26 protein-coding genes and 1 pseudogene are annotated in these 24,640 nt (G+C 62.1%); 22 read left to right on the forward strand and 5 right to left on the reverse strand.

The window, feature by feature from the left end:
- A partial coding sequence (locus AC0L2Z_RS00005; protein WP_473626160.1) for a co-chaperone GroES occupies positions 1–215 on the reverse strand: 215 nt, incomplete at its 3' end.
- Positions 216–560: 345 nt separating this feature from the next.
- Here AC0L2Z_RS00005 and AC0L2Z_RS00010 point away from each other — a divergent pair.
- The gene (locus tag AC0L2Z_RS00010) at positions 561–770 is read left to right on the forward strand and encodes a hypothetical protein (RefSeq protein WP_473626162.1); all 210 of its coding nucleotides are present in this window, start codon (positions 561–563) and stop codon (positions 768–770) included.
- A gap of 897 nt (positions 771–1,667) precedes the next feature.
- Here AC0L2Z_RS00010 and AC0L2Z_RS00015 read toward each other — a convergent pair.
- Positions 1,668–1,892, reverse strand: a pseudogene (locus tag AC0L2Z_RS00015) (recombinase family protein); the annotation flags it as partial.
- Positions 1,893–1,908: 16 nt separating this feature from the next.
- Between AC0L2Z_RS00015 and AC0L2Z_RS00020 the strand changes: the two are divergent.
- From AC0L2Z_RS00020 to nuoG, 17 genes are all read left to right on the forward strand, one after another.
- The gene (locus tag AC0L2Z_RS00020; RefSeq protein ID WP_473626164.1) at positions 1,909–2,235 is read left to right on the forward strand and encodes a type I restriction enzyme subunit R domain-containing protein; all 327 of its coding nucleotides are present in this window, start codon (positions 1,909–1,911) and stop codon (positions 2,233–2,235) included.
- A gap of 1,448 nt (positions 2,236–3,683) precedes the next feature.
- Positions 3,684–3,929 (forward strand): hypothetical protein, encoded by a 246-nt coding sequence (locus AC0L2Z_RS00025; RefSeq protein WP_473626166.1) that lies wholly within the window; start codon positions 3,684–3,686, stop codon positions 3,927–3,929.
- Positions 3,930–4,352: 423 nt separating this feature from the next.
- On the forward strand, positions 4,353–4,784 hold the full coding sequence (locus AC0L2Z_RS00030; RefSeq protein WP_473626167.1) for a CBS domain-containing protein: 432 nt from the start codon (positions 4,353–4,355) through the stop codon (positions 4,782–4,784).
- Positions 4,785–5,062: 278 nt separating this feature from the next.
- Positions 5,063–5,563 carry an NADH-quinone oxidoreductase subunit J gene (locus AC0L2Z_RS00035; protein ID WP_023800377.1) on the forward strand — a complete coding sequence of 167 codons (501 nt, stop codon included), beginning with the start codon at positions 5,063–5,065 and terminating at the stop codon, positions 5,561–5,563.
- Positions 5,563–5,865, forward strand: a complete 303-nt coding sequence (gene nuoK / locus AC0L2Z_RS00040) for an NADH-quinone oxidoreductase subunit NuoK (protein ID WP_023800378.1) — start codon at positions 5,563–5,565, stop codon at positions 5,863–5,865. The genes AC0L2Z_RS00035 and nuoK overlap by 1 nt, the downstream gene beginning before the upstream one ends.
- A 4-nt stretch (positions 5,866–5,869) precedes the next feature.
- Positions 5,870–7,333 carry a monovalent cation/H+ antiporter subunit D family protein gene (locus AC0L2Z_RS00045; protein ID WP_473626168.1) on the forward strand — a complete coding sequence of 488 codons (1,464 nt, stop codon included), beginning with the start codon at positions 5,870–5,872 and terminating at the stop codon, positions 7,331–7,333.
- Positions 7,330–7,584, forward strand: a complete 255-nt coding sequence (locus AC0L2Z_RS00050) for a hypothetical protein (RefSeq protein ID WP_023800380.1) — start codon at positions 7,330–7,332, stop codon at positions 7,582–7,584. The genes AC0L2Z_RS00045 and AC0L2Z_RS00050 overlap by 4 nt, the downstream gene beginning before the upstream one ends.
- A complete protein-coding gene (locus tag AC0L2Z_RS00055) occupies positions 7,577–9,337 on the forward strand; it encodes a Na(+)/H(+) antiporter subunit D (protein ID WP_473626169.1) in 1,761 nt (586 codons plus the stop codon). The genes AC0L2Z_RS00050 and AC0L2Z_RS00055 overlap by 8 nt, the downstream gene beginning before the upstream one ends.
- Positions 9,338–9,344: 7 nt before the next feature.
- Complete coding sequence (locus AC0L2Z_RS00060; RefSeq protein WP_473626171.1) at positions 9,345–10,820, forward strand: NADH-quinone oxidoreductase subunit M; 1,476 nt, start codon at positions 9,345–9,347, stop codon at positions 10,818–10,820.
- Positions 10,817–12,256, forward strand: coding sequence for an NADH-quinone oxidoreductase subunit N (locus tag AC0L2Z_RS00065; RefSeq protein WP_473626172.1), 1,440 nt, complete (start codon positions 10,817–10,819; stop codon positions 12,254–12,256). Before AC0L2Z_RS00060 ends, AC0L2Z_RS00065 begins: the two co-directional genes overlap by 4 nt.
- A gap of 153 nt (positions 12,257–12,409) precedes the next feature.
- Entirely contained in the window at positions 12,410–12,775 is a 366-nt protein-coding gene (locus AC0L2Z_RS00070; RefSeq protein WP_254022062.1) for an NADH-quinone oxidoreductase subunit A, read from the forward strand.
- Positions 12,763–13,266 (forward strand): NuoB/complex I 20 kDa subunit family protein, encoded by a 504-nt coding sequence (locus AC0L2Z_RS00075; protein WP_254022061.1) that lies wholly within the window; start codon positions 12,763–12,765, stop codon positions 13,264–13,266. The genes AC0L2Z_RS00070 and AC0L2Z_RS00075 overlap by 13 nt, the downstream gene beginning before the upstream one ends.
- Positions 13,263–13,799: an NADH-quinone oxidoreductase subunit C gene (locus AC0L2Z_RS00080; RefSeq protein WP_473626175.1), complete on the forward strand. Its 537-nt coding sequence runs from the start codon at positions 13,263–13,265 to the stop codon at positions 13,797–13,799. Before AC0L2Z_RS00075 ends, AC0L2Z_RS00080 begins: the two co-directional genes overlap by 4 nt.
- Positions 13,800–13,827: 28 nt before the next feature.
- On the forward strand, positions 13,828–15,042 hold the full coding sequence (gene nuoD / locus AC0L2Z_RS00085; protein ID WP_287219778.1) for an NADH dehydrogenase (quinone) subunit D: 1,215 nt from the start codon (positions 13,828–13,830) through the stop codon (positions 15,040–15,042).
- 18 nt (positions 15,043–15,060) lie between these two features.
- Positions 15,061–15,573: an NADH-quinone oxidoreductase subunit NuoE gene (locus AC0L2Z_RS00090; RefSeq protein ID WP_065007026.1), complete on the forward strand. Its 513-nt coding sequence runs from the start codon at positions 15,061–15,063 to the stop codon at positions 15,571–15,573.
- Positions 15,574–15,578: 5 nt separating this feature from the next.
- The gene (gene nuoF, locus AC0L2Z_RS00095) at positions 15,579–16,871 is read left to right on the forward strand and encodes an NADH-quinone oxidoreductase subunit NuoF (RefSeq protein ID WP_473626177.1); all 1,293 of its coding nucleotides are present in this window, start codon (positions 15,579–15,581) and stop codon (positions 16,869–16,871) included.
- Entirely contained in the window at positions 16,864–19,473 is a 2,610-nt protein-coding gene (gene nuoG, locus AC0L2Z_RS00100; RefSeq protein ID WP_473626178.1) for an NADH-quinone oxidoreductase subunit NuoG, read from the forward strand. The genes nuoF and nuoG overlap by 8 nt, the downstream gene beginning before the upstream one ends.
- Positions 19,474–19,496: 23 nt before the next feature.
- Here the strand turns inward: nuoG and AC0L2Z_RS00105 are convergent, their stop codons facing one another.
- From AC0L2Z_RS00105 to nuoH, 3 genes are read right to left on the reverse strand one after another with little or no spacing between them, the layout of a single operon-like run.
- Complete coding sequence (locus AC0L2Z_RS00105; RefSeq protein WP_023800391.1) at positions 19,497–19,937, reverse strand: CBS domain-containing protein; 441 nt, start codon at positions 19,935–19,937, stop codon at positions 19,497–19,499.
- A 39-nt stretch (positions 19,938–19,976) separates the two neighbouring features.
- On the reverse strand, positions 19,977–20,543 hold the full coding sequence (locus tag AC0L2Z_RS00110) for an NADH-quinone oxidoreductase subunit I (RefSeq protein ID WP_023800392.1): 567 nt from the start codon (positions 20,541–20,543) through the stop codon (positions 19,977–19,979).
- A gap of 23 nt (positions 20,544–20,566) precedes the next feature.
- Complete coding sequence (gene nuoH, locus AC0L2Z_RS00115) at positions 20,567–21,553, reverse strand: NADH-quinone oxidoreductase subunit NuoH (protein WP_023800393.1); 987 nt, start codon at positions 21,551–21,553, stop codon at positions 20,567–20,569.
- Between the two features lie 781 nt (positions 21,554–22,334).
- Here nuoH and AC0L2Z_RS00120 point away from each other — a divergent pair.
- The 4 genes from AC0L2Z_RS00120 to AC0L2Z_RS00135 are packed head-to-tail and all read left to right on the forward strand — an operon-like array spanning position 22,335 to position 24,364.
- Complete coding sequence (locus AC0L2Z_RS00120) at positions 22,335–22,514, forward strand: SDR family oxidoreductase (protein WP_473626180.1); 180 nt, start codon at positions 22,335–22,337, stop codon at positions 22,512–22,514.
- A gap of 40 nt (positions 22,515–22,554) precedes the next feature.
- The gene (locus tag AC0L2Z_RS00125) at positions 22,555–22,953 is read left to right on the forward strand and encodes a hypothetical protein (protein ID WP_473626181.1); all 399 of its coding nucleotides are present in this window, start codon (positions 22,555–22,557) and stop codon (positions 22,951–22,953) included.
- Positions 22,887–23,555, forward strand: a complete 669-nt coding sequence (locus AC0L2Z_RS00130; RefSeq protein WP_473626183.1) for a sugar phosphate isomerase/epimerase family protein — start codon at positions 22,887–22,889, stop codon at positions 23,553–23,555. Before AC0L2Z_RS00125 ends, AC0L2Z_RS00130 begins: the two co-directional genes overlap by 67 nt.
- Positions 23,552–24,364, forward strand: a complete 813-nt coding sequence (locus AC0L2Z_RS00135) for an SDR family NAD(P)-dependent oxidoreductase (protein WP_473626185.1) — start codon at positions 23,552–23,554, stop codon at positions 24,362–24,364. The genes AC0L2Z_RS00130 and AC0L2Z_RS00135 overlap by 4 nt, the downstream gene beginning before the upstream one ends.
- Positions 24,365–24,640: the final 276 nt, after the last annotated feature.

The following is a 24,640-nucleotide window of genomic DNA, read 5'->3' on the forward strand; positions in this document are numbered from 1 at the left end:
TTGCCGAACAGGATGCGATCGCCGGCCTTGACGTCCAGCGGGACGAGCTTGCCGGCTTCGTCGCGGGCGCCGGAACCGACGGCGATGATCTCGCCTTCCTGCGGCTTTTCCTTTGCCGTGTCGGGGATGATGATGCCGCCGGAGGTCTTGGATTCGGATTCGACCCGACGAACGACCACGCGGTCATGCAGCGGCCGGAAATTCGACTTTGCCATTTTGGATATCCCTGGTGCGGAGGTTGAAAGGTTCTCCGTTGCCGGAGCGTGGTTAGCACTCGCCAGTGGAGAGTGCTAACGTGGCGCTGAAATAGGCTGCGGGCTCGTACTAGTCAAGACGTACGAGGGGACGGCCGAAGAGCAAAGGATTTGGAATCGGCGCGGAAGCCTCGCCCCCGTTACGGTGCATCCAACTGCCTAAGCGAGCGTTTCGGCCGTAAGCTCTGGGCCAACTTTCGTCTCTGTTTGGAATGTGAAATTATGTGAAATTAGTGGCCAAGCAGTCGGCCGGAATCGATGGCCAGCCAAACAGTCTTGAGCTTTTTGCAATTCATCAGAACCTAAGTGGCATCGCCCAAAGGAGCGCTTATCGCAATCGATGGTCTGCAAATGCCTGCCGAAGCGCCTGGCAATCCTAAAGCAAGGCGCTCGCAATTTGCTCGTTCGGTAGGTTCCGATCAGCAGGTCGATAGGAATGCTCGTTTTGAGGACGATGTTTGGGATTTCGTGATCGAGCTGGATTGTTTCCGTGGTGAGGTTTGCGTCGGCGATTAGATAGACAAGATGGCGCGCCCGTCCAGTGCGCCTACCGCGCGAATCTCTCCCTTCACGAATTCCGCCGTGAACGCAGCGCGTTGAGCCGCAACGGCACCGGAAAGCCTTGACGATCATGCCGGGTACTGGCGTGTGCTGCGATGTTGTAGGTGGTCACGCGGGCCTTGACGTCATTGCGACGGTAAATGAGCAGCGGGGACCGGGTTGGGGGGCTTGGGGTTAGTCCCCGCTGCTTTGAGCTGCCTTCACAGGGTGCAGTGGCAGCACAACTAAAATAGTGACTGAGCGATGACAGGACCCAGACAGCGGAGCCTTGGGCACCCTGTCAGTCTTACATCGGCTAGTGCCGCCCCCCAAGGCTACCCGGGCGGGTGTCTCAAGAGTGCGGCCGGGGACGGACCTTCAAAGATTGCGACTTCCGCACCCCAGCCTACACTCCGGCCTGACGCGCGTGCCCACCCAATGACGAGTGCCCACCCAATTGACCCCAGCGTCAAGCGACAGGTCATTAGTAGCCGATAAAGATCGCCCCCAAATCGGCCGCTTGGGCTAGCTCGGATAGACAATTCGGGTGAGCGGGTTCAACGGGGTCAAAAGGAGGGGTCGGAATATCCGGGCCAAATTTTCTTACGACCCATCGGATAACAGGCTCATGCGTGGCACCCCCCGTGCCCCTTCGGTTTCACCACACAGGCCCGAGCGAGACGAGCCGCCAGACGCCGAGAGGCTGCCCGGTGGCGGTACCTCAGACCGACATGAGCACGCGCTGGCGGGGCTATCCTTGTCCAGCGGTTGGAGTGCGGAGTGTGCGTAGGGCATACCAATCGGGTCGCCTACTTGCGGCTGTCGTCAGTGCAACGTAGCTACCGGGTAACGAAATGGAGGGGTCTATGTTTCTATGGCCGCATTGCGCTCCTGGTCCTCAGGCCGCTCCCGGTACCGCCCTTCCTGCTTGGCCTTCCGGATACCCTGGGCCTGCCGCCGCCGCCTGTCGTCATAGTCCTTGCGGGCAATCGCGGCGATCATGTCCAGCATCATCCCGTTGATGGCCTCCTGCATTCGGCCGGTGAACTCGTCGGTTCCGCTTGAAGCCATGCTCCAGGAGGTGGGGAGGTCGAGACTGGTCTTCGTCTGCGCGATGTGGATCACCGGCTTCGACGTGCCAACCTGCTCGACGATCCATCTCGACAAGCCAATGAAGAACCACACTCTGATGCAGACGATCGCGCGCGGGAACCGAGTTGCGCCCGGCAAACAAGCGGGTCAGCGCGGATCGATCCGCTGCGCGACCAAACGCAGTCGTTGCGCGTGTGCAAGGTCGAGGAGGCGATCTTCAAGTTTACCGATCCCAACATTGCGGGGAAATCCAAGCTCACGCGGCGACTCGCGCCCGGTCGGCCGGATTTCCAATAACCATCCGCAGGAAACATCGCGGAGCGAACCGACGCCGACAGACGATCAATGACAAGCGTCTGAATTGTGACGACCTGCTCGCGCCCATAGGCCCCTTCGGCGACATCCCGCCAACGAACGCGTCCGCGCTGGCGAACCCAACGGACCTCGGCGACGGTGATATGCATATAGTCGCCGGCAATGCCAGGCCACGATCAGATCCATCGCAGCTTCGTTGCGCACCGGGACGACCGCGGCGACGGAGCACATAGCCTTCGGCCTGTTGGCCTTCGCGATACATTGGTTTTCGCGCGCAAGCGTCCACACCGCGTCTGCCGCTCCCTTCGCGCTGCTGTATTCCTCTATGAGCCTTTTCGCGATCGCCTCCCGCGTGGCGTCGTCCATTGACGCTGCATGCTCTCTGCGTAGCCGAAAGGCCTCGAGGAATCGCTGGTGCAAGGAAGAGACTGCCATCCGGAACTCGTTCACAATGTCGTTGATCACTGCTTGTGCGACAGAGGGGTTGGCGGGCCTTCGTTCTGAATGATCTTGAGTGAAACGGAGCCGGGTCGGCTGCTTACGTCGACCGCTTAGGAAGAGGCGACCGTCGCGCGTTGGGCCGAGCAGCACGGAAATGGCTGCAGAGAGATAGCACGCGGGTATAGATATTGGGACATGCGAACAGCGTGTCGGAGGAGCACCGTGTCGATGTCATCATCGGCATCGACGTAGATGCCGCGCATCAGCTTCACCAGTTTGTCCGTCTCTGCGTGTCTTCTCGATCGTTTCCCCGACCAGATGGAGAGGCATTCTAATTTTTCCGTACTTCAGTACGCGAAAGTACTGCCGAGAAAGCCTTTCTTGGGTCGTCTTCCGAAGCGGAAACGTTGAAGGACAGAGGATCATTGGGCCTATGTGTCCACGCTAGCACGGTGATTCATCCTAAAAAATGCACGACAAGCTCCATCGAACAGGAGATTTGTCGTCAACCTGCCAGCGTATTACGTGATGTTGCTAGCACCGAAGAATTTCAAGCATCAAAGACTTGCCCATGAACGACCTCAAAAAGGTGTGCCCACACAATGTCACAGCAGATGAGAATGCGAAGCTTTGGTCGATCGAGGATCGACAGGATTCGACACGACACCCATCTCCTGCCAGCCCATTCCCGTCTACTCGACCTAGGGCTGTCGAGCATGAGCAAGACCGTCCTTGCCTTATGGTCTGTGAACTCCGGCTTTGACCTCGCCGAATGGCAGTCGTAAATAATGCAGTCAAAAGTGTGCATACCGCGACGGCGACCACATTGTTTTAGTCTTTTCAACAGCCTAAGAATCTGACGGTATTCTTGACGGTATTCCTTGGAAAGATGATAAGATTTTATCAATCAAAACAAGCAGTTATAGACCTCATTGATCATTGAGTGGGAGTAGGGGAAAGACCTAATAAATTCGGCGAAGCGGCTGTTTTGGAGTAGATTAGCGTAGGATCTTCGGCGGTCCGGGAGTTCATCTGCCGCACATGATCAATGACGATCCTGATCGTCTTGTCACAGTAACGCCCGCCATAGTGATTCCACCGTTCACTCGATCGACCCGGATGTTTTACCACGAAGGATTCGCGTCCGACGCTGTGATGTCGCCCGGCATATTCTTCTGTTTCGAGGACCAGGCCCTGGAGCAGGCGCTTGAACAGGCGCGCCGGGTGCGTCACCTTCCAGTGCTCAACCGGCAGAAGCGAATGACGGGGCCTCATCTCGCTGAGTGATATCGCTCTGAAGGGCGAAAGTTCGAGCCTCGCGCCGCTTGCCAAAATCGCTGCACCGGACGCTGAACGGCACCTGCACGCCGCCTGAGGTTTCAGCGGCGGCGCTTGCGAAAATAGACGAAAGCGGCATGCCTTTAGAGGAACCAGGCATGCCGCCCATGAGTCCGACGGAATCGGCTTCCCTTGGAAATCCGTGGCGGCGCTCTCGGCTGATCGATGAGCATCGGCGCCGGCAAGGGCGACCCCTGTAGCAGGCGGCGATTTGTGTAAGCCAATCATGAAGGCCTACCGCCAGAAAGCACTGTGGCCTGAGATTTCAAGTCGGACTTGAAATATCAAGGCGCGCGGCGCACGATGGCGCAGAAATGCACCGAGAGGGAGACGGGGCGGAGGGCTGGAGCGTAGCAGCGCTTGGAGGAAGCCATGAACGTCAAAGCGATTCTCGAGGACAAGGGTCGAGCCGTCGAGACGATTGGCCCGAACGAGACGCTCGCCGTGGCGATCAACAGGCTCGCCGAGCACAGGATCGGCGCACTGGTCGTTACCAATGGCGATCGCAAGGTGGTCGGCATTGTGTCCGAGCGCGACGTCGTCTGCGCCTTGGACAAGCATGGGGCTGCGGCGCTGGAGCAGAGTGTCCGTCACGCAATGACCGCCAATGTCAAGCTCTGCACCGAGAACCACACGATCAACCAGGTCATGGAGATCATGACCACAGGCCGCTTCCGCCACCTGCCCGTGGTGAAGAACGGCCAACTGGACGGCATCGTCTCGATCGGCGACGTGGTGAAGAAGCGCATCGAGGAGGTCGAGCACGAGGCCGAAGAGATTATTCATTACATCTGGGCGGGGTAAGTTCGCCAAAGGCCCGCCGTCTGGCCGCGACGTCCTTTTTTCAGGGTTTCTGATCCCGTGCCGAACCTCCTTCGGCAGCCTGAATAACGGATAGGCAGGCTGCGGGATCGCATACCGTATCAGATGCTGAGACTTGGGCATAACGTAGCGCCAAACCATGTAATCTTGAGAAAAATTCGGTACTAGGGCACAATTTGTAGACGCATCTGAAGTGCGCAGCTATCTCAAACCCGGCCGCCTTGCGCCGAGTGACAGATCGCGGCGGAGGGTTGGCGTCGATGGATCAGGCGTTCTTTCTTCTGTTCGCTGCGGCGTCCGTGATCACGGCACTGACCGTGGTCCTGGCGCGGAATCCGGTTCACAGCGCATTGGCGCTGATGGCGTGTTTCCTGCAGATCTCGGCAATCTTCGTCTTGCTCGAGGCACCGTTGCTCGCTGTCATCCAGATCTTCGTCTATGTCGGCGCAATCATGGTCCTGTTCCTGTTCGTGATCATGATGATCGATGTGCGCGAAGCGGTATTGCAGCGGTTCTTGCCGGGCGGCAACCTGCCGGCTCTGGTGCTGCTCGTCCTGCTTGGGGTCGAGATGCTTGTACTGGTGCTCTGGAGCGACCGCTTTTCGGTCACGGAGCCCGTCGCGATGCGCGGCGGCGATCAGATCAGGCAGCTCAGCATGACACTTTTCGCCGACTATCTCCTACCGTTTGAAGCCGCCTCCGTGATCCTGCTGGCGGCCCTGGTCGGCGCCATCGTGCTGGCGCGGAAGGAGCAGGGGTGATGGTTCCGCTCTGGTGGTATATTTTGCTCGGAGTGGTCCTGTTCGTGATCGGAGCGGCGGGCGTGCTGCTCAGGCGCAATATCCTGGTCGTGCTGATGTCGCTGGAGTTGCTGCTCAACTCGGTCAACATCAATTTCATCGCTTTCGGGCGTTACTACGACGATTTCCGCGGGCAGATCTTCGCGATCTTCGTCATCGCAATCACCGCGGCGGAGGTTGCGGTCGCCCTCGGGATTCTGGTCGCCCTCGTGAGGAACAAGTCCACCCTCAAGGTCGACGACGTGACCATGATGAAAGGATAGCGGCTTGGACCCGGTGATATCGATCCGGCCGCTGCTTGCCGTCGGCGTCGCAGGCCTGGCGGCCCTTGCAGTTCTCGTTCTGAACAACCGCGAGAAACTCCGCGATCTCGTCTCGCCCTTGGCCGCGATCGCCATGTTCGCAATTGTCGCCTCGATGGCACCCACGGTGCTGGCCGGCGGGACGGTCGATTTGCGCCTGTTCGAGATTCTGCCGGGGATCGACTTCGCTTTCCGGGTCGATGCGCTCGGCATGGTGTTTGCCACCGTCTCGTCGCTCTTGTGGATCGTGGCGGCGATCTATTCCATCGGCTACATGCGCCACTTGAACGAGCACGCGCAGACCCGGTTCTTCGCCTGCTTCGCCGCCAGCCTCGCGGCGGCCGTCGGGGGCGCCTTCGCCGCCAATCTGTTCACGCTGGTGATCTTCTACGAGGTGCTCAGCCTCGTTACCTATCCGCTCGTCTATCACCATGAGGACGAAGAGGGATGGACGGGTAGCCGCAAGTACCTCGTCTATTTGATGGGGGCGTCGAAAAGCGTGCTTCTCGCCGCGCTGGCGCTGACCTACCATCTGGCGGGGTCGCTCGACTTCGTGCCAGGCGGGCTGCTGGCCGGGGTCGATGCCTCGCCGGCGCTGCTGACCGTGGTCTACTTCTGCTATCTGTTCGGCTTCGCCAAGGCCGCGGTGATGCCGATGCACGCCTGGCTGCCTGCCGCGATGGTCGCGCCGACACCGGTCAGCGCACTCTTGCATGCGGTGGCCGTGGTCAAGATGGGCGTGTTCTGCGTGCTGCGGGTGGTGTTCCATGTCTTCGGCACGGGGCTGGTGGACGGGCTGGGGCTCGGCATCGCAACGGCCTATCTGGTCTCGTTCACCATCCTGATGGCGTCCATCTACGCCCTGACGCGGGACGACCTGAAGGCGCGGCTCGCCTATTCGACGGTCAGCCAACTCTCCTACATCGTGCTGGGCGCGGTCCTGCTGTCGCCGGTCGCGATGGTTGGCGGGATCATCCACATTGCGGCGCATGCGTTCTCCAAGATCACGCTCTTTTTCTGCGCCGGGTCGATCTATTGCGCGTCCGGCAAGCGGAACATCAGCGACATGGCCGGCATCGGCCGCAGGCTGCCCTGGACGATGGGCGCGTTCTTCGTGGCCTCGCTCAGCATGATCGGGGTGCCGCCGACCGCGGGCTTCGTCAGCAAGTGGTATCTGGCGCTGGGCTCGGTGGAGGCGGGGGAGATTGCGTTCCTGGTCGTGCTCTTGGTGAGCTCGGTCCTGAACGCCGCCTACTTCCTGCCGGTCAGCTATGTCGCTTTTTTCGGGACGGAGACACAGGAAAGTCCGGCGACCGTCCGTGAAATTCCGATGGTGACGATCCCACTGGTCGCGACCGCGATCCTGTCGGTGTCGATGGGTATTTTCCCCGGCTATTTTCTCACCCTGGCGGAAGGAGTGGTCAGATGATCAGGCGTGTCGTCGATTTCTTTGGTGAGGCGAGATACGCGGAGCAACGCCGCCGGCTGTTTTATCTGGCGCTCGTTCTGATCGTCATCGCCGATTTTCTGGTCCCCCGCGAACACGCTGAATTCCTGTGGGACCGCTTGCCGGGCTGGTCGGCCGTCTATGGCTTCTTGTCCTGCGTACTGCTGATCTTCGTCTCCAAGTTCCTCGGCCATCAGGGCGGGTTGATGCGGCGCGAGGACTATTATGATTGACTTCGTCCATCCCGCCCTGCTGTTCATTCTTGGCGCCCTGCCGATCCCTTTTCTGAAAGGATCAATCCGCAAGGCCTATCTGATGTTGATTCCCGTGCTGGCGATCCTCGCCGTGCTCACCGTGCAGCCGGGCAGCTACGGCGCGGCGGAGTTCATCGGGCAGGAAATCCTGATTGCGAAGGTCGACAGGCTGAGCATCGTCTTCGCCACCGTTTTCACCATCATGGCGCTGATCGGCATGGTCTATGCGCTGCACCTGACGGGCGCCGGAGAGCATGTGGCGGCGTTCGTCTATGTTGGCAGCGCGCTCGGCGTGGTGTTTGCAGGCGACTACCTGACCCTGTTCCTGTTCTGGGAAGGTATAGCGTTTGCCTCTGCCTATCTGGTCTTTGCCCAGCGCGGCAAGCAGGCGATCCGTGCGGGGTTCCGGTATCTCATGGTCCATATCACCGGCGGCGTCGCCCTGCTGGGTGGCGTCATTCTCCACGGGCTCGCCACAGGTTCGCTGCTCTTCGGCCCGATCGAGGGGGGGATGGGCGTCGCCGCCTACCTGATCCTTGCCGGGTTCATGCTCAACGCCGCGGTGCCGCCTCTCAACGCCTGGCTGACAGACGCCTACCCGGAGGCGACCGTCACCGGAGCGGTGTTCATGAGCGCCTTCACCACCAAGACCGCCGTCTATGTGCTGGCCCGGGCGTTTCCGGGCACCGAGCTTCTCGTTTGGCTCGGCACGGCAATGGCGCTTTACGGCGTCATCTACGCGGTGCTGGAGAACGACTGCCGTCGGCTCCTGGCCTATCACATCGTCAGCCAGGTGGGCTACATGGTGGCGGGCGTCGGCATCGGTACCGAGATGGCGGTGAACGGGGCCTCCAGCCATGCCTTCGCGCATATCCTCTACAAGGCGCTCCTGTTCATGGGTGCGGGGGCGGTGATCCACGTCACCGGGCGGCGCAAGCTCACCGAGCTCGGTGGGCTCTACAGGACCATGCCGCTGACCGTGGCGCTCTACATGGTCGGCGCCTTCGCGATCTCGGCATTTCCGTTCTTCTCGGGCTTCGTGACCAAATCGATGGTGGTGGCCGCCGCCGGACAGGATCACCGCGCGCTGGTGGTGCTGGCGCTGACGATGGCATCATCTGGGACCTTCCTGCACACTGGGCTCAAGCTCCCGTACTACATGTTCTTCGGCATGGACCGGAAGCTGGAGGCGCGGGAGCCGCCCCGCAACATGCTTGTTGCGATGGGAATGGCGGCGGTGCTGTGCATCGCGATCGGGGTGTTCCCCCAACCACTTTACGCGCTGCTGCCCCATCCAGTCGACTTCGAACCCTACACCGGCGTCCATATCACCGAGAGCCTCGGCATACTGATGTTCACCGCATTGGGCTTCGTGCTGTTCCTCAGGGCGCTCGACCCCGAGAACACGATCAGCATCGACACCGACTGGTTCTACCGCAAAGGCGCGCGGCATTTCATGTGGCTCGCCGAAAAACCGCTGGCGCGCTACGAGAAGGCGGTGAGCGACGTGTCCGAGACCGCGGTGCTGCCCTTCCTACACGGAACCGCACGGGCCGGACTGCGGATCGATCTCAACGGTGTGGACGCCGTCGTGAACGGCGTCGCCCGCTCAATCCTGCGCGGTGGCGGTGCGCTGCGCAAGCTGCAGACCGGCGTCGTGACCCATTACGCGCTGGCGATGATCGTCGGTGTGATCGCAGCCATCGCCGTCTTCGCTGTGGTGTGGCGGTAGGGGTGCGATGGCGTTCCCGCTGCTTAGCCTCATCGTGTTCATGCCCGCCGCCGGGGCAGCGGTTCTGATGTTTCTCCGCAGCGACGATGCGGTGCGGTGGACGGCGCTAGGTGTCACCGTCCTCGACCTCGCTCTCTGCATCGCTATGCTGGCCGGCTTTGACACCACTACCCACGAGATGCAGTTCACCGAGACGCGCCCGTGGGTGCCCGCGCTCGGGATCACTTACGCGCTTGGAATCGACGGAATCAGCGCGCTCTTCGTGTTCCTGACCGCGCTATTGGGCTGGATCTGTGTGCTCGCCTCTTGGGTCGCGATCGACCGCAAGGTGAAGGAGTTCATGGTCAGCCTGCTGGCCATGCAGGCGCTGATGCTGGGGGTGTTCTGTGCGCTCGACCTGTTCCTGTTCTACGTCTTCTGGGAGGCGATGCTGATCCCGATGTACGTGATCATCGGCGTCTGGGGCGGCGACGGCCGGGTCTATGCGGCGTTCAAATTCTTCCTCTACACGCTGGCGGGCAGCCTTCTGTTCCTGATCGGTGTCATCGTGCTCTATTTCCACGGCGGCGAAACCTTCGACATCCGCGCCCTGATGGCGCAGGATTTGCCGTTCCGGGTCCAGTCCTGGCTGTTCTTCGCCTTCCTGATCGCGTTTGCGGTCAAGGTGCCGATGGTCCCGGTCCATACCTGGCTGCCGGACGCCCATGTGCAGGCGCCGACGGCGGGTAGCATCATCCTCGCCGGCGTTCTCCTGAAGATGGGCGCCTACGGCTTCCTGCGGTTCTCGCTGCCGATGCTGCCGGAGGCGTCGCTGTATTATTCGACGCTAATGCTTTCGCTTTCGGCGCTCGCAATCGTCTATGGCGGGTTACTCGCGCTGGCGCAGGACGACCTCAAGAAGCTGGTGGCCTATTCCAGCATCAGCCACATGGGTTTCGTGACGCTGGGTATCTTCACGTTGAACCTCCGCGGGCTCGAGGGCGGCATCCTGCAAATGTTCAATCATGGCGTAACGACGGGCGCGTTGTTTCTGTTCGTCGGCCTGATCTACGAGCGGACCCATACCCGCAGCATCGCGGATTATGGTGGGCTGATGAAGGCGGCGCCGGTCTATACCGCGTTTCTTGCGCTGTTCACCCTGTCGTCGATGGCGCTGCCGGGAACGAATTCGTTCGTGGGCGAGTTGCTGGTGCTGTCGGGCGCGTTTGCGGCCAATCTGGCCGTCGGCGCGGCCGCCGTTTTGGGGGCACTGCTGGGCGCGGCCTATCTGCTTGGCATGTACAGGAAAGTCGCGCTTGGTCCAGCCAGCATCGTCGTGCGGTTCAAGATTCGCGACGTAAACGCCCGCGAACTGGTGACGATCCTGCCGCTGGCGGTCTTCGTGCTCTGGGTCGGGCTCTATCCGAAACCTTTTCTCAACATCATCGGGCCTTCGGTGAGACATCTGCTCACGCAGGTGCATTCTAACGGGGGCGGCCAATGACCGCTGCCACGCTTTTCCAGTCGATCCTAGCGAGCCTGCCCGAGATCGTGGTGGTCACTGGGGCCTGCATCTTGCTGATTCTGGGACAGCTTGTGCCAAAGGGACAGGGGTATTTCCTCGTCTGGGCTTCCGCTGCAACCGTGCTGGTTGCGGCCCTGGCGACACTGTTACTGGCGGGCGAGGTGCGGCCGGCCTATTCGGGCATGTTTATCGCCGACCGCTTCGCGGTCTTCTTCAAGATGGTGTTCTACCTTTCGACCATCCTGACGTTCCTCCTGTCGCGAAAATATGCCGAGATCGAGGAGATCGCGTTGAGCGAATACTATGTCCTGCTGCTCTTTGCGCTTTCCGGCATGATGATCATGGCCTCGGCAACCGACCTTCTGTCGATCTATGTCGGCCTCGAGCTGATGGCGCTCTCGACCTATGTGCTCACCGGCTTCCTAAGGAAGGAGCGGCGGTCGAACGAGGCGGCGCTGAAATACGTGGTTCTCGGCGGGGTCTCGACGGGATTCTTCCTCTACGGCGTCTCGCTGATCTACGGGATCACCGGCACGACGCAGCTGGACGGGATGGCTGCGGCGGTGACCGGCGACCCGCTCGATCCCGGATTGCTCCTGGCGGTGGTCTTCATCGTCGCGGGGCTGGTCTTCAAGGTCGGCGCGGTGCCGTTCCACATGTGGGTGCCGGACGTCTATGAAGGCGCGCCGACGACAATCACGGCCTTCATGTCGGTCGCCCCCAAGGCGGCGGGGTTCGCGGTGATCCTGCGCGTGTTCCTCAACCCGCTGGTCGCCGCTTCCGACGCCTGGATCATCGTCGCGGTGATCGCGGTGGTGACGATGGCGCTCGGCAGCTTCGTGGCGCTGGTGCAGGACAATTTCAAGCGCCTGCTCGCCTATTCCAGCATCGCCCATGCGGGCTTCGCGCTCTTCGGCGTGGTGGCGGGTGGCGCCGACGGGATTGCCGGCGTGATGCTCTACCTGCTGATCTACGCCTTCATGAATCTTGGTATCTTCGGCATCGTCATCATGATGCGGAATGGCGATTTCTCCGGCGAGGTCATCGAGGACTACGCCGGCTTCGCCAAGTCGCATCGCGGGTTGGCGCTTCTGATGCTGCTCTACCTGTTCTCGCTCGCCGGCATTCCGCCGACAGCCGGGTTCTTCGCCAAGTTCTACGTGCTGGTGGCGCTCATCGAGCGGGGTTTCGTCACGTTGGCGGTGATCGCGGTGCTGCTGAGCGCCGTCGCCGCCTACTTCTACATCCGCATCGTCATGGTGATCTACATGCGCGAGCCGGAGCGCGCGTTCGAGCCTGCCCTGACGCCGTCCGTCCGCGCCACGCTCGCCTTGACCGCCGCCGGCACCATCGGCATCGGACTGTTTCCGGCGTGGTTTCTGAGGCTTGCCCAGAGTTCCGTGTTCGGCGGTTGACCACGATTGGGTTTGCAATGAACCGGCCAAGGGAATACTCTGGAGCGTACGAAAGGATGCCCTAGTCGCTGCACGAGGGCCAGCACCGCCGGCCTGAAGATTGGTCGGTCGCAGCTTGAGCAAGCCCTCGGTGGGTGACCAGGGCAGCGCGACATGACTGGAATGGAATTCCTGCCGGTTCTCTTCATGGTCGCCGGAATTGTCCTGGTGGCCGTGGTGACGCTGTTCGTCTCCTCGCTCCTGCGCCCGTCCAACCCCTATCCCGCGAAGAACATGCCCTATGAGTGCGGCATGGACCCGGCCGGCGAGGCCGCCGGGGGCCGCTTCAGGGTGCAGTTCTTCATCCTCGCAATCCTGCTGGTGGTGTTCGACGTCGAGGCGATGTTCCTGTTTCCCTGGGCGGTCGTGCTGAAGGAGATCGGGCTCGTCGGCTATGTCGAGATGTTTGTCTTCATGCTGCTGCTTATCGTGGGCTTCGCCTACGCCTGGCTGAAGGGAGCGCTGGAATGGGAGGAGTAGGCGAAACGATCCGCGACAGCGTGCTGTTCACCACCGCCGACAGTGTCATCAGCTGGAGCCGGCGGTCGGCGCTCTGGCCCGAGACCTTCGGGATTGCCTGCTGCGCCATCGAGATGATCTCGGCCGGCTGTGCCCGCTACGATCTCGACCGCTTCGGCGTGGTGTTCCGGCCTTCGCCGCGCCAGTCCGACGTGATGATCATCGCCGGCACGGTGACGCGGAAGTTCGCTCCGGTCGTGCGCCGGCTCTATGACCAGATGCCGGAGCCGCGCTGGGTCATCGCCATGGGCACCTGCGCGATCTCGGGCGGGGTCTACAACACCTACGCCGTGGTGCAGGGGGCGGAGACTTTCGTGCCGGTGGACGTGCATGTGCCCGGCTGCCCGCCGCGGCCCGAGGCGCTGATGCATGGCATCCTTCTGCTTCAGGAGAAGATCAAAAAATCCCGGGCGCTGGCCGGGACGCCTCTGGAACGGATCGCGGCGTCATGAGCGGCGAAGCCCCTCTCATCCCCGCGGCGATCGCGGAGCGTTTCAGCGGGGGGATCGACGACCTCGGTTTCGCGCACGGTGTTCATGCCTTCGCCGCGCCGTCCGGAATGATCGTCGATCTCTGCCGGTTCCTGAAGGAAAACACTATGCTGAGGTTCGATTTCCTGTCCGACATCTGCGGCGTCGATCACTACCCCGACACACCACGCTACGAGGCGGTGTACCACCTCTATTCGCTGCCGAACAAATGGCGCGTTCGGATCAAATGCCGCCTCGGCGATCCGCCGCGGGTCCCGTCAGTGACGGGGGTCTGGCGCACCGCCAACTGGCACGAGCGCGAGGCCTGGGACATGTATGGCATCCGGTTCGAGGGCCATCCCGACCTGCGCCGGATCTACATGTGGGAAGGCTTCGAGGGCTTTCCTCAGCGCAAGGACTTTCCGCTCCGGGGCTACAAGGACACGCTGAACCCGTTTGGCGCGGAAGGCCCGCCGCCGACGCAGCCCGATCTCGCCACCAAGGACATTCCATAAGGGAGGCCGTTCGAAGCCGGGAAGTGAGATGACCGAAGTCACGGAACTGAGCAGGCCGGCAGGTGAAGCGCTCGACACAAAGGAGGTGCTTCTCAACCTCGGCCCGCAGCATCCCAGCACGCATGGGGTGCTGCGGCTCGTCCTTGAGCTGGACGGCGAGTATGTCGCGCGCGTGGACCCACACATCGGCTACCTCCACCGCGGCACCGAAAAGCTGGCCGAGAGCTTCACTTACACCCAGATTTTTCCGCTAACCGACCGGCTCGACTACCTCTGCCCGCCCTCGAACAACCTCGCTTTCGCGCTAGCGGTGGAGAAGCTCCTGGGCATCGAAGCGCCGATCCGCGCGCAATATATCCGCGTGCTGATGGCCGAACTCGCGCGGATCTCCGGTCACCTCCTGATCACCGGCGCGTTGCCGATGGACCTGGGCGCCATGACCGCGTTGGTTTACGCCATGCGCGAGCGTGAAATGATCATGGACCTATTGGAGATGATCAGCGGGGCGCGGATGCACACCTCCTTCTGCCGGGTCGGGGGTGTGCGCGAGGACCTGCCCGACGGGTTCTTCCCCAAGATCAGGGAGTTCTGCGACATCTTCCCGAATCGGATTCGCGACTATGAACGGCTGGTCGAGAACAACCGGGTGTTCCTGAAGCGAACGCAGGGGATCGGCGTGATCTCGGGCGAGGACGGTATCGATCTCGGCCTAAGCGGCCCGAACCTGCGCGCTTCAGGCGTCGACTGGGACATCCGCCGCGACGAGCCTTACGAGATTTACGACCGGCTCGACTTCAACGTGATCACCCGCGACGAGGGCGATTGCTACGCGCGCTGGCGATGCCGGGTCGAGGAGATGCGCGAGAGCGTCCGGATCATCGAACAATGCCTCGACCAGATGCCCGAGGGGCCGTTCCAGATCGATATGCCGACAATCGCTTTCCCGGTGAACAAGGACAAAGTACACTGCTCGATGGAGGCGCTGATCCAGCATTTCGACCTATCGGCCTATGGCTTCAAGGTGCCGAAGGGCGAGGTCTATTCGGCGATCGAGGCGCCAAAGGGCGAGCTCGGGTTCTACATCATCAGCGACGGGTCGCAAAAACCGTTCCGGATGAAAGTGCGGGCGCCGTCATTCGTCAACCTTCAGGGACTGTTCGGGGTCAGCAATGCCCGCTACCTGGCGGACATGATCGCCGTGCTCGGCAGCCTCGACCCTGTGATGGCCGAGGTAGACAAGTAGCAGGGAATTTTGGACGAGATGAACATGCGCGAACAGATAGAGGCGGCGGCGGCGCGGTATCCCGACCAGCGCTCGGCGATCATGCCCGCGCTTCTGATCGCGCAGAAGGAACATGGTCATCTGCCCGGCCCGGTGTTGGAAGAGGTCTCCGACATCCTGGGTGTCGAGCGGGTCTGGGTCTACGAATTGGCGACCTTCTACACCCTCTTCCATACCGAGCCGGTGGGTCTGTTCCACTTGCAACTCTGCGACAACCTATCCTGTATGCTGCGCCGATCCGAGGACCTACTGAGGCATCTGGAGACTGTGCTGGGGATCGAAAAGGGCGGCACGACCCCGGACGGGCTGTTCACGCTTTCGACCGTCGAATGCCTCGGCGCTTGCGAGATGGCCCCGGTGATGCAGGTCGGCGACGACTATCACGGCGACCTCGACATTGCGCGGATCGACGCGCTCTTGGACAGGCTGCGCGCGGCGGCAGGGCAAGCGACTGGCGCCGAACTCGCCGCCGCAGGACCGCCGGGTGAATAGCCGCCATGTTCGAACCGGTCCTTCTCAGAAACATGGACGTGCCGGATGGCCATCTGCTTTCGAGCTATGAGGCCGGCGGCGGCTACCAGGCGCTGGCGAAGGCGCTGCGCGAGCACACGCCCGACGAGATCATCGACCTCGTCAAGCAATCGAACCTGCGCGGTCGCGGCGGCGCCGGATTCCCGACGGGGTTGAAATGGAGCTTCGTGCCAAAACGGGCCGACAAGCCGAAATACCTGTGCTGCAACGCCGATGAGGGCGAGCCCGGCACGTTCAAGGACCGGATCATCATGGAGCGTGATCCGCACCAGCTGATCGAGGGCATGGCGATCAGCGCCTACGCGATCGGGGCGGAAACCGCCTATGTCTACATCCGCGGGGAATACGTGCTGGCGATCCACCGGCTGGAGCAGGCGATCGCCGAGGCCCATGCGAAGGGTTATCTGGGGACACGGATTCTGGGCTTGGATTTCAATTTCGTCGTGCACATCCATTGCGGCGCCGGCGCATATATCTGCGGCGAGGAGACGGCGATGCTCGACTCGCTCGAAGGCAAGCGGGCGCAGCCCCGTCTGAAACCGCCATTTCCGGCGGTCGCGGGGCTCTACGCCAGCCCGACCGTGATCAACAATGTCGAGACGCTGGTCTGCGTGCCGCATATTGTGGCGCGGGGGCCGGACTGGTTTCGCGGCATCGGCCCTGACAAGAGCCCCGGTCCGAAGCTTTATTGCCTCAGCGGGCACGTGCGGAACCCGGGCCTTTACGAACTGCCGATGGGCATATCGCTGCGTGAACTGGTCGAGGACCGCGCGGGCGGGCCGCCGCCGGGGCGCAGGATCAAGGCGGTGATCCCCGGCGGGGTCTCGGCGCCGCTGATCCCGGAGCGCGGGCTGGATGTCGGGATGGACTTCGACTCGCTGGCTGCGGTCGGCTCGATGCTTGGCTCGGCCGGAGTGATCGTGATCGACGACTCGACCTGCATGGTCAAGGTCGCCACCCGGATCATCGAGTTCTTCCACCACGAGTCCTGCGGGAAATGCACGCCTTGCCGCGAAGGGCTGAACTGGGTGGTGAAAGTGCTGCGCCGGGTCGAGGCAGGGCAGGGCGCGCCGGACGATCTGGAACAGCTGGAAGCGCTCTGCAAGGGCATTTTCGGCAACACGTTCTGCGCTCTGGGCGACGGCGCGGCTATGGGGCTGCGGGCGGCGCTGGCGCATTTCGAGCATGAATTCGTCGCCCATATCGAGGAGGGCAGGTGCTCGTTTCACAGGGAGAAGGCCGCAAGAAGTCATGGTTAGCGTCACGATCGATGAACAAACGCTGGAAGTGGAGGCAGGCTCTACGGTGCTGCAGGCTGCCGAGCGTTTGGGCATCGAAATCCCGACCTTCTGCTATCTGAAGCGGCTGCCGGCGCTGGCCTCCTGCCGCATGTGCCTGGTGGAGATCGAAGGGCAGCGGCGGCTGCAGCCTTCCTGCGCCACCGCGGTCACCGACGGCATGGTGGTGCGGACCAACACGCCGCTGGTCGACGAAACACGTTCTTCCATGCTCGACATGCTGCTCGCCAACCACCCCCTCGACTGCCCGATCTGTGACAAGGGCGGCGAATGTGAGCTTCAGAACCAGGTGATGGCGTACGGGCCCCGCGAAAGCCGGTTCCGCGATGCCAAACGTGTGTTCCACTCCGAGGACATCCGTCTCAGCCCCGTCATCATCATGAACGTCAACCGCTGCATCCAGTGCCAGCGCTGCGTCCGGATGTGCGAGGACGTGGTCGGAGCGGTCGCCTTGGGCACCATCGAAAAAGGCATGGATACCGCCGTCACCGGCTTCGAGGGCAGTCTCGCGAGTTGCGACCAGTGCGGCAATTGCGTCGAGGTCTGCCCGGTTGGCGCGCTGATGAGCTTCCCCTATCGCTACAAGGCGCGGCCCTGGGATCTGGTCGAGACCGACACGGTCTGTCCGCACTGCGGCACGGGCTGCCAGCTGACCGTCGGCACACGCAAGGGCGAGTTCATGCGGGTCCGCTCGAAGTGGGACGAGGGGCTCAACCGCGAAACGCTCTGCGTGCGGGGACGCTTCGGCCTCGATTTCGTAGAGAGCCAGGACCGGATCAAGCGGCCGATGATCCGTCGTGATGGTGCCTTGGTTCCGGTTTCCTGGGACGAAGCCGGGGACTACCTGCGCCTAGGCCTGTCGGCCGTCGAGAGCAAGGCTGCGGGCGGGCTGGCCTCGCCGCGCCTGCCCAACGAGGTGCTTTATCAGTTCCAGAAGCTGATGCGGACGGTATTCCGGACCAACAACATCGACTGCTCGTCGCGCTGGTCCACGCCCTTCGAGACGCTCGGCCCGTTGGTGGCGGGCTTCTACACCCGCGCGCCGCTGGAGGAGGTGATCGGCAACGACTGCGTGCTTGTCGTCGGTGGCAACGTGACCGACGAGAACCCGGTCACTGAATACCTGCTGCGAGACAGCGCCCGGCGGCGGCAGACCGGGTTGCTCATGCTCTCGGCGCGGCCATCCCGTCTGGACGCCGATGGCCGGGTGGTCGTTCGCGTTCGGCCGGGCGGTGAGGCAGCGAGCCTTGCCGCGGTAGTGGCCGGGCTGGTGGCGGCGGCTGGTCAGGCCTTGCCGCGTGACGTTTTTGCCGACAGGGGCGCGACAAGCGGTGGGCCGGAAGCGACCGCAGAGAGTAACGGGCCGGACCGTCTGGTCGCCGCGCTGCTGGAAGGCCGCAGCGTCACCGTTCTTGTCAGCGCCGATCTCCTGAGATCACCCGAAGCGCGCGCGACGTTGCAGCAACTCAGAAACCTGTTGCAGCTTCTCCGCATACTCGGCAAGGACCTGGCGATGCAGTTCCTCTTCGACCGTGCCAACCAGTTGGGCGCCTGGGACATGGGGGTTCTGTCGGCGGCACTGCCGGGGCTGCGCCCGGTCAACGATGATGCGGCGCGCACCGCTCTCGTACGGGCCTGGGGCGCCGAAATTCCGCCTGAGCCGGGCGCAGATCTCGACGCCATGCTGGCGCTTTGTAACGAGGGGCGGGTAGGCGCGCTTTATATCGCCGGAAGCGACCCTCTGATGGCCTATCCCGACCGGGGATTCGTCAAGCGGGCGCTTGATGCCACCGATCTCCTGATCGTGCAGGACACGTTCCTCACAGATACGGTGGGCGTGGCCGATGTCGTCCTGCCAGCGGCGGGTTATGGCGAGGAAACCGGCACCTTCACCAACAACGAGGGCCGGATCCAGAAGGTCTGCAAGTTCCGCGAACCCGCCTTCGAGGCGCGGGGCAATCTAGCGATCTTCGACTTCGTCGCAGCGCTCCGCAACCAGGCATTGCAACCGTCGATGCAAGGCGAAATCTTCCGCGAGATTGCCCGGCTGGTTCCGGCCTGCCAAGGGCTGACGGACGGGCTTGGAGCCGACGGAGCATTCACCACGGCGGACCCGACGCCGCCGGCTGGCGAGTTCTTCGCCCCTCCGCCTAACCCGAATGCGGCCGACCGGCTCATGTTGGTCACCGGCAACTGCCTGTTCCACAATGGATATCTTTCCGAACGCTCGGAGATCCTGAATACGGTGGCGGATGACCCATATGTTGAGATGAGCGCGTGGGACGCCGCGCAGCTTTGCCTTTCGGATCGCGATCAGGTGGTCGTGCGATCCGCCCAGGGCGAACTGAGGGCGCAGCTCAAGGTCAACAGGCATTTTCCCCCGGACCTCGTGTTCGTGCCTGAAAACTATAGAGACCTGCGTCTCAACAGCCTTATGCGGCGGGGCGAATACCCTTGTCCGGTGGAGGTTCAAAAGGCGCACGCTGCCTTCGCCACCGGAGTCGGGGCGCGCCCTGAAAATCGCGGCCAAGGCATTGCCGAGCTTCCGGGCAGTTCACCCTAATCGGCTCCCCCGGGTTTGCATCCTCAGTGATAAGGGGTGCCGGCAATGTAATCGCTCAACGCTTGCTCGGTACGGAGCAATTCGTCGAGCCGGTGCTTGACCACGTCGCCGATGCTCACCACGCCGACAGAAGCGTCGCCATCCATGACCAACACATGGCGCGTGCGTCGGTCGGTCATGAGCGACATCACAAAGGGCAGCAAATCCTGTGTCGAACAGGTCACCACACTGCGGTTCATGATGTCGGCGACCCGCATTGTGGGCGCCTCGATTCCGTATTCAGCCACCGCATAGCAGCAGTCCCGCTCCGACAGCGTGCCCAGGCATTCCCCGGGCGAACGGCTGACGACCACGAATCCGATGTTGTTGTCCCGAAACAGCCGCAGGACTTCTACGACCGTCTGATCTGGTGTGACCGAGATGAGCTCGGGAGATTTGGTCTTCAAGATTTGGCGGACAAGCATCTGAGCCTCCTGTGCTCCGGCTTGACGGCTGCCGCGCGTTCACGTTCGGCGGATATTCCGCCACCAGTTGTATCCCTGAGGCTCGCTCGTCTCGACCAGCACGTCCTGTTCGGTGTTCAGGCGCGCGGCGACCACGCCGCCGCCGGTCGTCGCCTTGCCCGGTTTGCCGAGCAGGTCGTCGCGCCCGACCACCAGGTCACGCGAGGAAAAACTCGAGAATTCGTACTGTTGGCCAAGCGCGATCGCGTCGGCCGGGCAGGCGTCCTCGCACAGCCCGCAGAACAGGCAGCGGGCCATGTCGATCTCGAATTTAGCTGGATGCCGGTTGCCCTTCTCGTCCTCGTAGGGAATGACTTCGATACAGTCGCAGGGACAAATCCGCGCGCAGAGTTCGCAGGCCACGCACTTGATCTCGCCCTCTTCGTCGCGCGTCAGGAAGTGATGCCCGCGGTAACGCGAATAGGGCAACCATTTTTCCTTGTCAGGATACTGCATGGTCACGGATCTGGAGAACATGTAGCCGAAGGTCAGCGCCAAGGCGCCCGCTAGATCGGCGAAGAATGCCCAGCCGATCCATGTTCCACTTATGTGCAGTGCGCGCGACATCGCCGCCTCGCTTGGGGTGGCCCTCAAAGGAAAGCAACACCTGTTACTATTATGTTCGCCAGTGACAGTGGAAGCAAGACTTTCCAGCCGATCGCCATCAGTTGGTCGTATCGATAGCGCGGGAAGGTGAAGCGGAACCACATAAACACATAGAGAAAGAACGCGACCTTGAGCGCGAACCAGAGGAGCGGCGGCAACGGGATCAGCACGCCGTTCCAGCCGCCGAAGAACAGGATGACCGACAGGACCGACACCAGCAGCATGACGGCGTATTCGCTGACCATGAAGAACGCAAAGCGGATGCCGCTGTATTCGGTATGGAACCCGGCCCCCAGATCGCCTTCCGCCTCCGCCAGGTCGAACGGAATGCGCTGCGCTTCGGCCAGCCCGGCGACGAAGAATACGAAAAATCCGACCGGTTGGTAGACGATGTTCCAGACATCGGCCTGTGCCCGCACGATATCGAGCAGGCTCATGGATTGCGCCAGCATGACCACGCCGATGACCGCGAACCCCATGGGGATCTCGTAGCTGATCATCTGCGCGCAGGTTCTGAGGCTGCCCAGGACCGCGTATTTGCTGTTCGCGGCCCAGCCGCCGAAGATGACGCCATAGACCTCGATCCCGATCACCGCGAAGACGAAAAGGAGGGCCACATTCATGTTGGAGACGTAGAGTGTGATCTCGTGACCGAGGACCGAGATGCTTTCGCCGAAGGGGATCGCGACGAACACCACAAAGGGCGGGGCGAGCGCCAGGATTGGCGCCAGTTTGAACAGGAAGCGGTCGGCTTCGGCCGGGATGTGGTCCTCTTTGGTCAAGAGCTTGATGCCGTCCGCCACCGGCTGCAGCAGCCCGTGCCACCCCACGCGCATCGGCCCCATCCGCTGCTGGATGTGCCCGGCGATCTTGCGTTCCACCCAGGTCAGCGGCAAAGGCAGCAGCAGCAGGATCGCAATCAGCAACGCGACCTTGAAGGCGATCAGGCCAAGGGCGACGACAAGTTCCATAATCCGCGGCTACTTGTTCATCGGGTTGAGAGTTACGATACTGAGCACTGCGCTTGTCCGGCTTCGCGGAAACGGCAGTCTGCCGACGGCGACGCAACTTGTGCAATGGTATCACAGTCTTACCGTTGCTGGCCATGGTGTGTGTGTCGCTTGGCGCTCAAACGGGCCCGCACATCGAGCAATGGCACGCAATGACGGGACCAGACGGCCCCAGCGCCTAATACTGAACGCCTCCACAAACAGCCCCCTTTTTACCGTTCAACAACGGCATTCTGCACGAGACACATTCCTAAGGGCCAGAACGCAGGGCACTGAACCGCTTAATCGGTGCAGGTGACGCTCCCCCACTAAAGGGCAATCCGAACGAGTTGCCGCCCGCCCGGCCAAAAAAGAGACCGACAACGCAGACGAGAAATGGGGAAATCTCGGCAGCGTCATCGGTCCAACGGACCAAAGGCGAGGAGGGTTTGGTGCATTGTCAATGCTATCGGTCATTTCCTGACTGACGACCCGCTTCCTCAGCCGCGATGGGAACAAAAGACGCGCGACAGCCCATCGATCCGTCAGAGCACAAAAATCCGGTTGGCAAGCAGCACGATCCCGAGCTAACGATCTAACAGGCATCCCTACAGCAGAGGCCAACAGAAAGATGGTATCTCAGGACACTGCACGGCCGTGCGGCGATCGGCGGTGTTTCGGATACTGCGAGGTGCTCCGTCGCAGATTTGGATTTAAGCCATTTTGTGACGGTATTGTTGACGGTATTCGAAGGAACGCCAATTTGAACCAGCGCCAGCTGTGGTTCAGGACCCAGGACGCAATCGACCAGACGGTGCAACGGCAATTGATCCGCCGCGTCCTGCTGGGCGAAGAGATTGCGCGGACCGTGCTCTTCCTTGCCGCCGATGACAGCCGCATGATCACCAAGCAGTCCATCGCCGTCGATGCCGGTCTGCGCTGATGCGATCGCTTCTACATCTTTCAACGGGACTGCCAAGCTGATGCTTCGTTTCGGCCTCAACCCATACGGACTGACCTACACTCTCGGCCTGCAGGGGCGCGGTACGCCGCGGCACAATCCGGACGGGACGGGGCTGGAAGGCTTCATGGCGCTTGCGCAGGAACTGGGCGCACGCACGCTCGAGATCTATGAACCATGGCTGACCGACTTGCCGGACGCCGAAATCGTCGAGCTGCGCAGGCGTCTGGCCGCGCTCGACATCGTCCCGGTGGTCAGTGGCGGACTTCTGGTGGCCGGTCCGTTGGACAGCGCGTTTCGGGCGGCGCGCCTGCTCGAGGCGACAACGATCCGTATCGCACTGACCCCCGTCCTGTGCGGCGACCGCAACTGTGGGGCCCGAAATGGAGCGAGTTCGACGCGACGATCCGCGCTGCCTTGACGGAATGGGGGCCGCGTGCGGCGGCTGAGGGCCGGATGCTCGGCATCGAGAACCATCAGGATTTCGGCAGCGACGAACTGGTCGCGTTCTGCGAGCTCGGCGGCCCCGGTGTCGGCATCACCTATGATACGGGCAACACGTTCCCTGTCGGCGAGGCACCGCTTGCCTTCACGCGGCGCATCGCACCGCACGTCCGCCACGTTCACCTCAAGGATTATCGCGTGCAGTTCACCGATAAGGGGTACCGTCTGGTCCGCTGCGCGATCGGAGACGGCGCCGTGCCTTTCGCCGAACTGGCAGCCATCCTCGCCGAGCACCACGACACGCTGACGGCGGTGCTCGAGCCAGGCGCACTGGAAGCCCGTCACGTTCGCTGTCTCACCGACGACTGGTGGAACGGATATGCGCCGAAGACCGGGCGCGAGTTCGCCGCCTGCCTGAGTGCTGCGCGCGTAAACCGCCTTGCTGACGACGCCGAGTACCGGACGCCGTGGGAGCGCGACGATGACGGCGCGCTGGTTTCGTATGAGCTCGACATGATCCGGCGCAGCGCCGCCAACATGAAGAAGTTCGATTTCATTGCAATGGAGAAATCAGCATGACTGCCCGAGAACTCAGCGGCCTGACTGCCTTCGTGACCGGCTCGGGACGCGGCCTCGGCCGCGTCATAGCCGACCGCCTGGCCGAACTCGGCGCAAACGTCGCCATCCACGATCTCGACTGGACCCGGCCGTCGCAATATGGCGAATTCGCAGACCTCGGCGAATCCGCCAGGGGTCTGGAAAAGCATGGGACACGGGTAACCGCGGTTACGGGCAACATCGGTGACAGGCAAGCCGTTGCCGAAATGAAGAGGAAGATCGAGGCGGAGCTCGGCGATGTGCATGTTCTGGTCAACTGCGCCGGCGGCGACATCGGCGCCAAGGGGGTAAAGCCCAGTCCCAACAACGCGCTCGACATCGACTATGAAGACATCAAGGTGCTGACCGAGAACAATCTCATCGGCACGATGCTGGTCTGCCAGGCGTTCATTCCGCCCATGGTCAAGCGCGGCTCAGGCTCGGTGATCAACATTGCCTCGGCGGCAGCGCATATCGGATGCTCGCCGGAGGTGGTCTACTCCACGCTTAAGGCCGCCGTTGTCCATTATACCCGTTGCCTCGCCAAGGAACTGATCGACGATGGCGTGCGCATCAATGCGGTGAGCCCCGGCGCCACCAAGACGGCACGGTTCCAAGCGAGCCGCGTCGTCGATCCGGAGCGCATGGATTCAAGCAAGAAATCGCTGAACCGCTATGCCGAGCCTGAAGAAATCGCTGAGGCGGTGGCCTTCCTCGCCGGTCCGCGTGCGCGCTTCATCAACGGGCAGGTCATTCGCGTCGATGGCGGTTTCACCATCTTCCCAGGTTGAATCGCGACCGTTCACATGGCGAACTGTCGGGCTGAGCGCACCCCAATGAGCATGGCCACGACTGCCCATTGCCGACCTTACTTCGTTGATGGGTTGCGACGTGCTCGCAGAGCCCAGGAATCGACGGTGAAGTTCGGCAACACGTCAATTCTCTTGGCGACACGCTGACGTTACAGCCCGCCTGTATGCACCCACGCAATGGCTCAGATTTGTCTGGGTCGGTCTACTCGGCGCCCTGAGAAGGCGAAGATTCCGGATCGAGGCGCTTGGGCCACC

The sequence above is a fragment of the Mesorhizobium sp. WSM4850 genome (genome assembly GCF_055811735.1).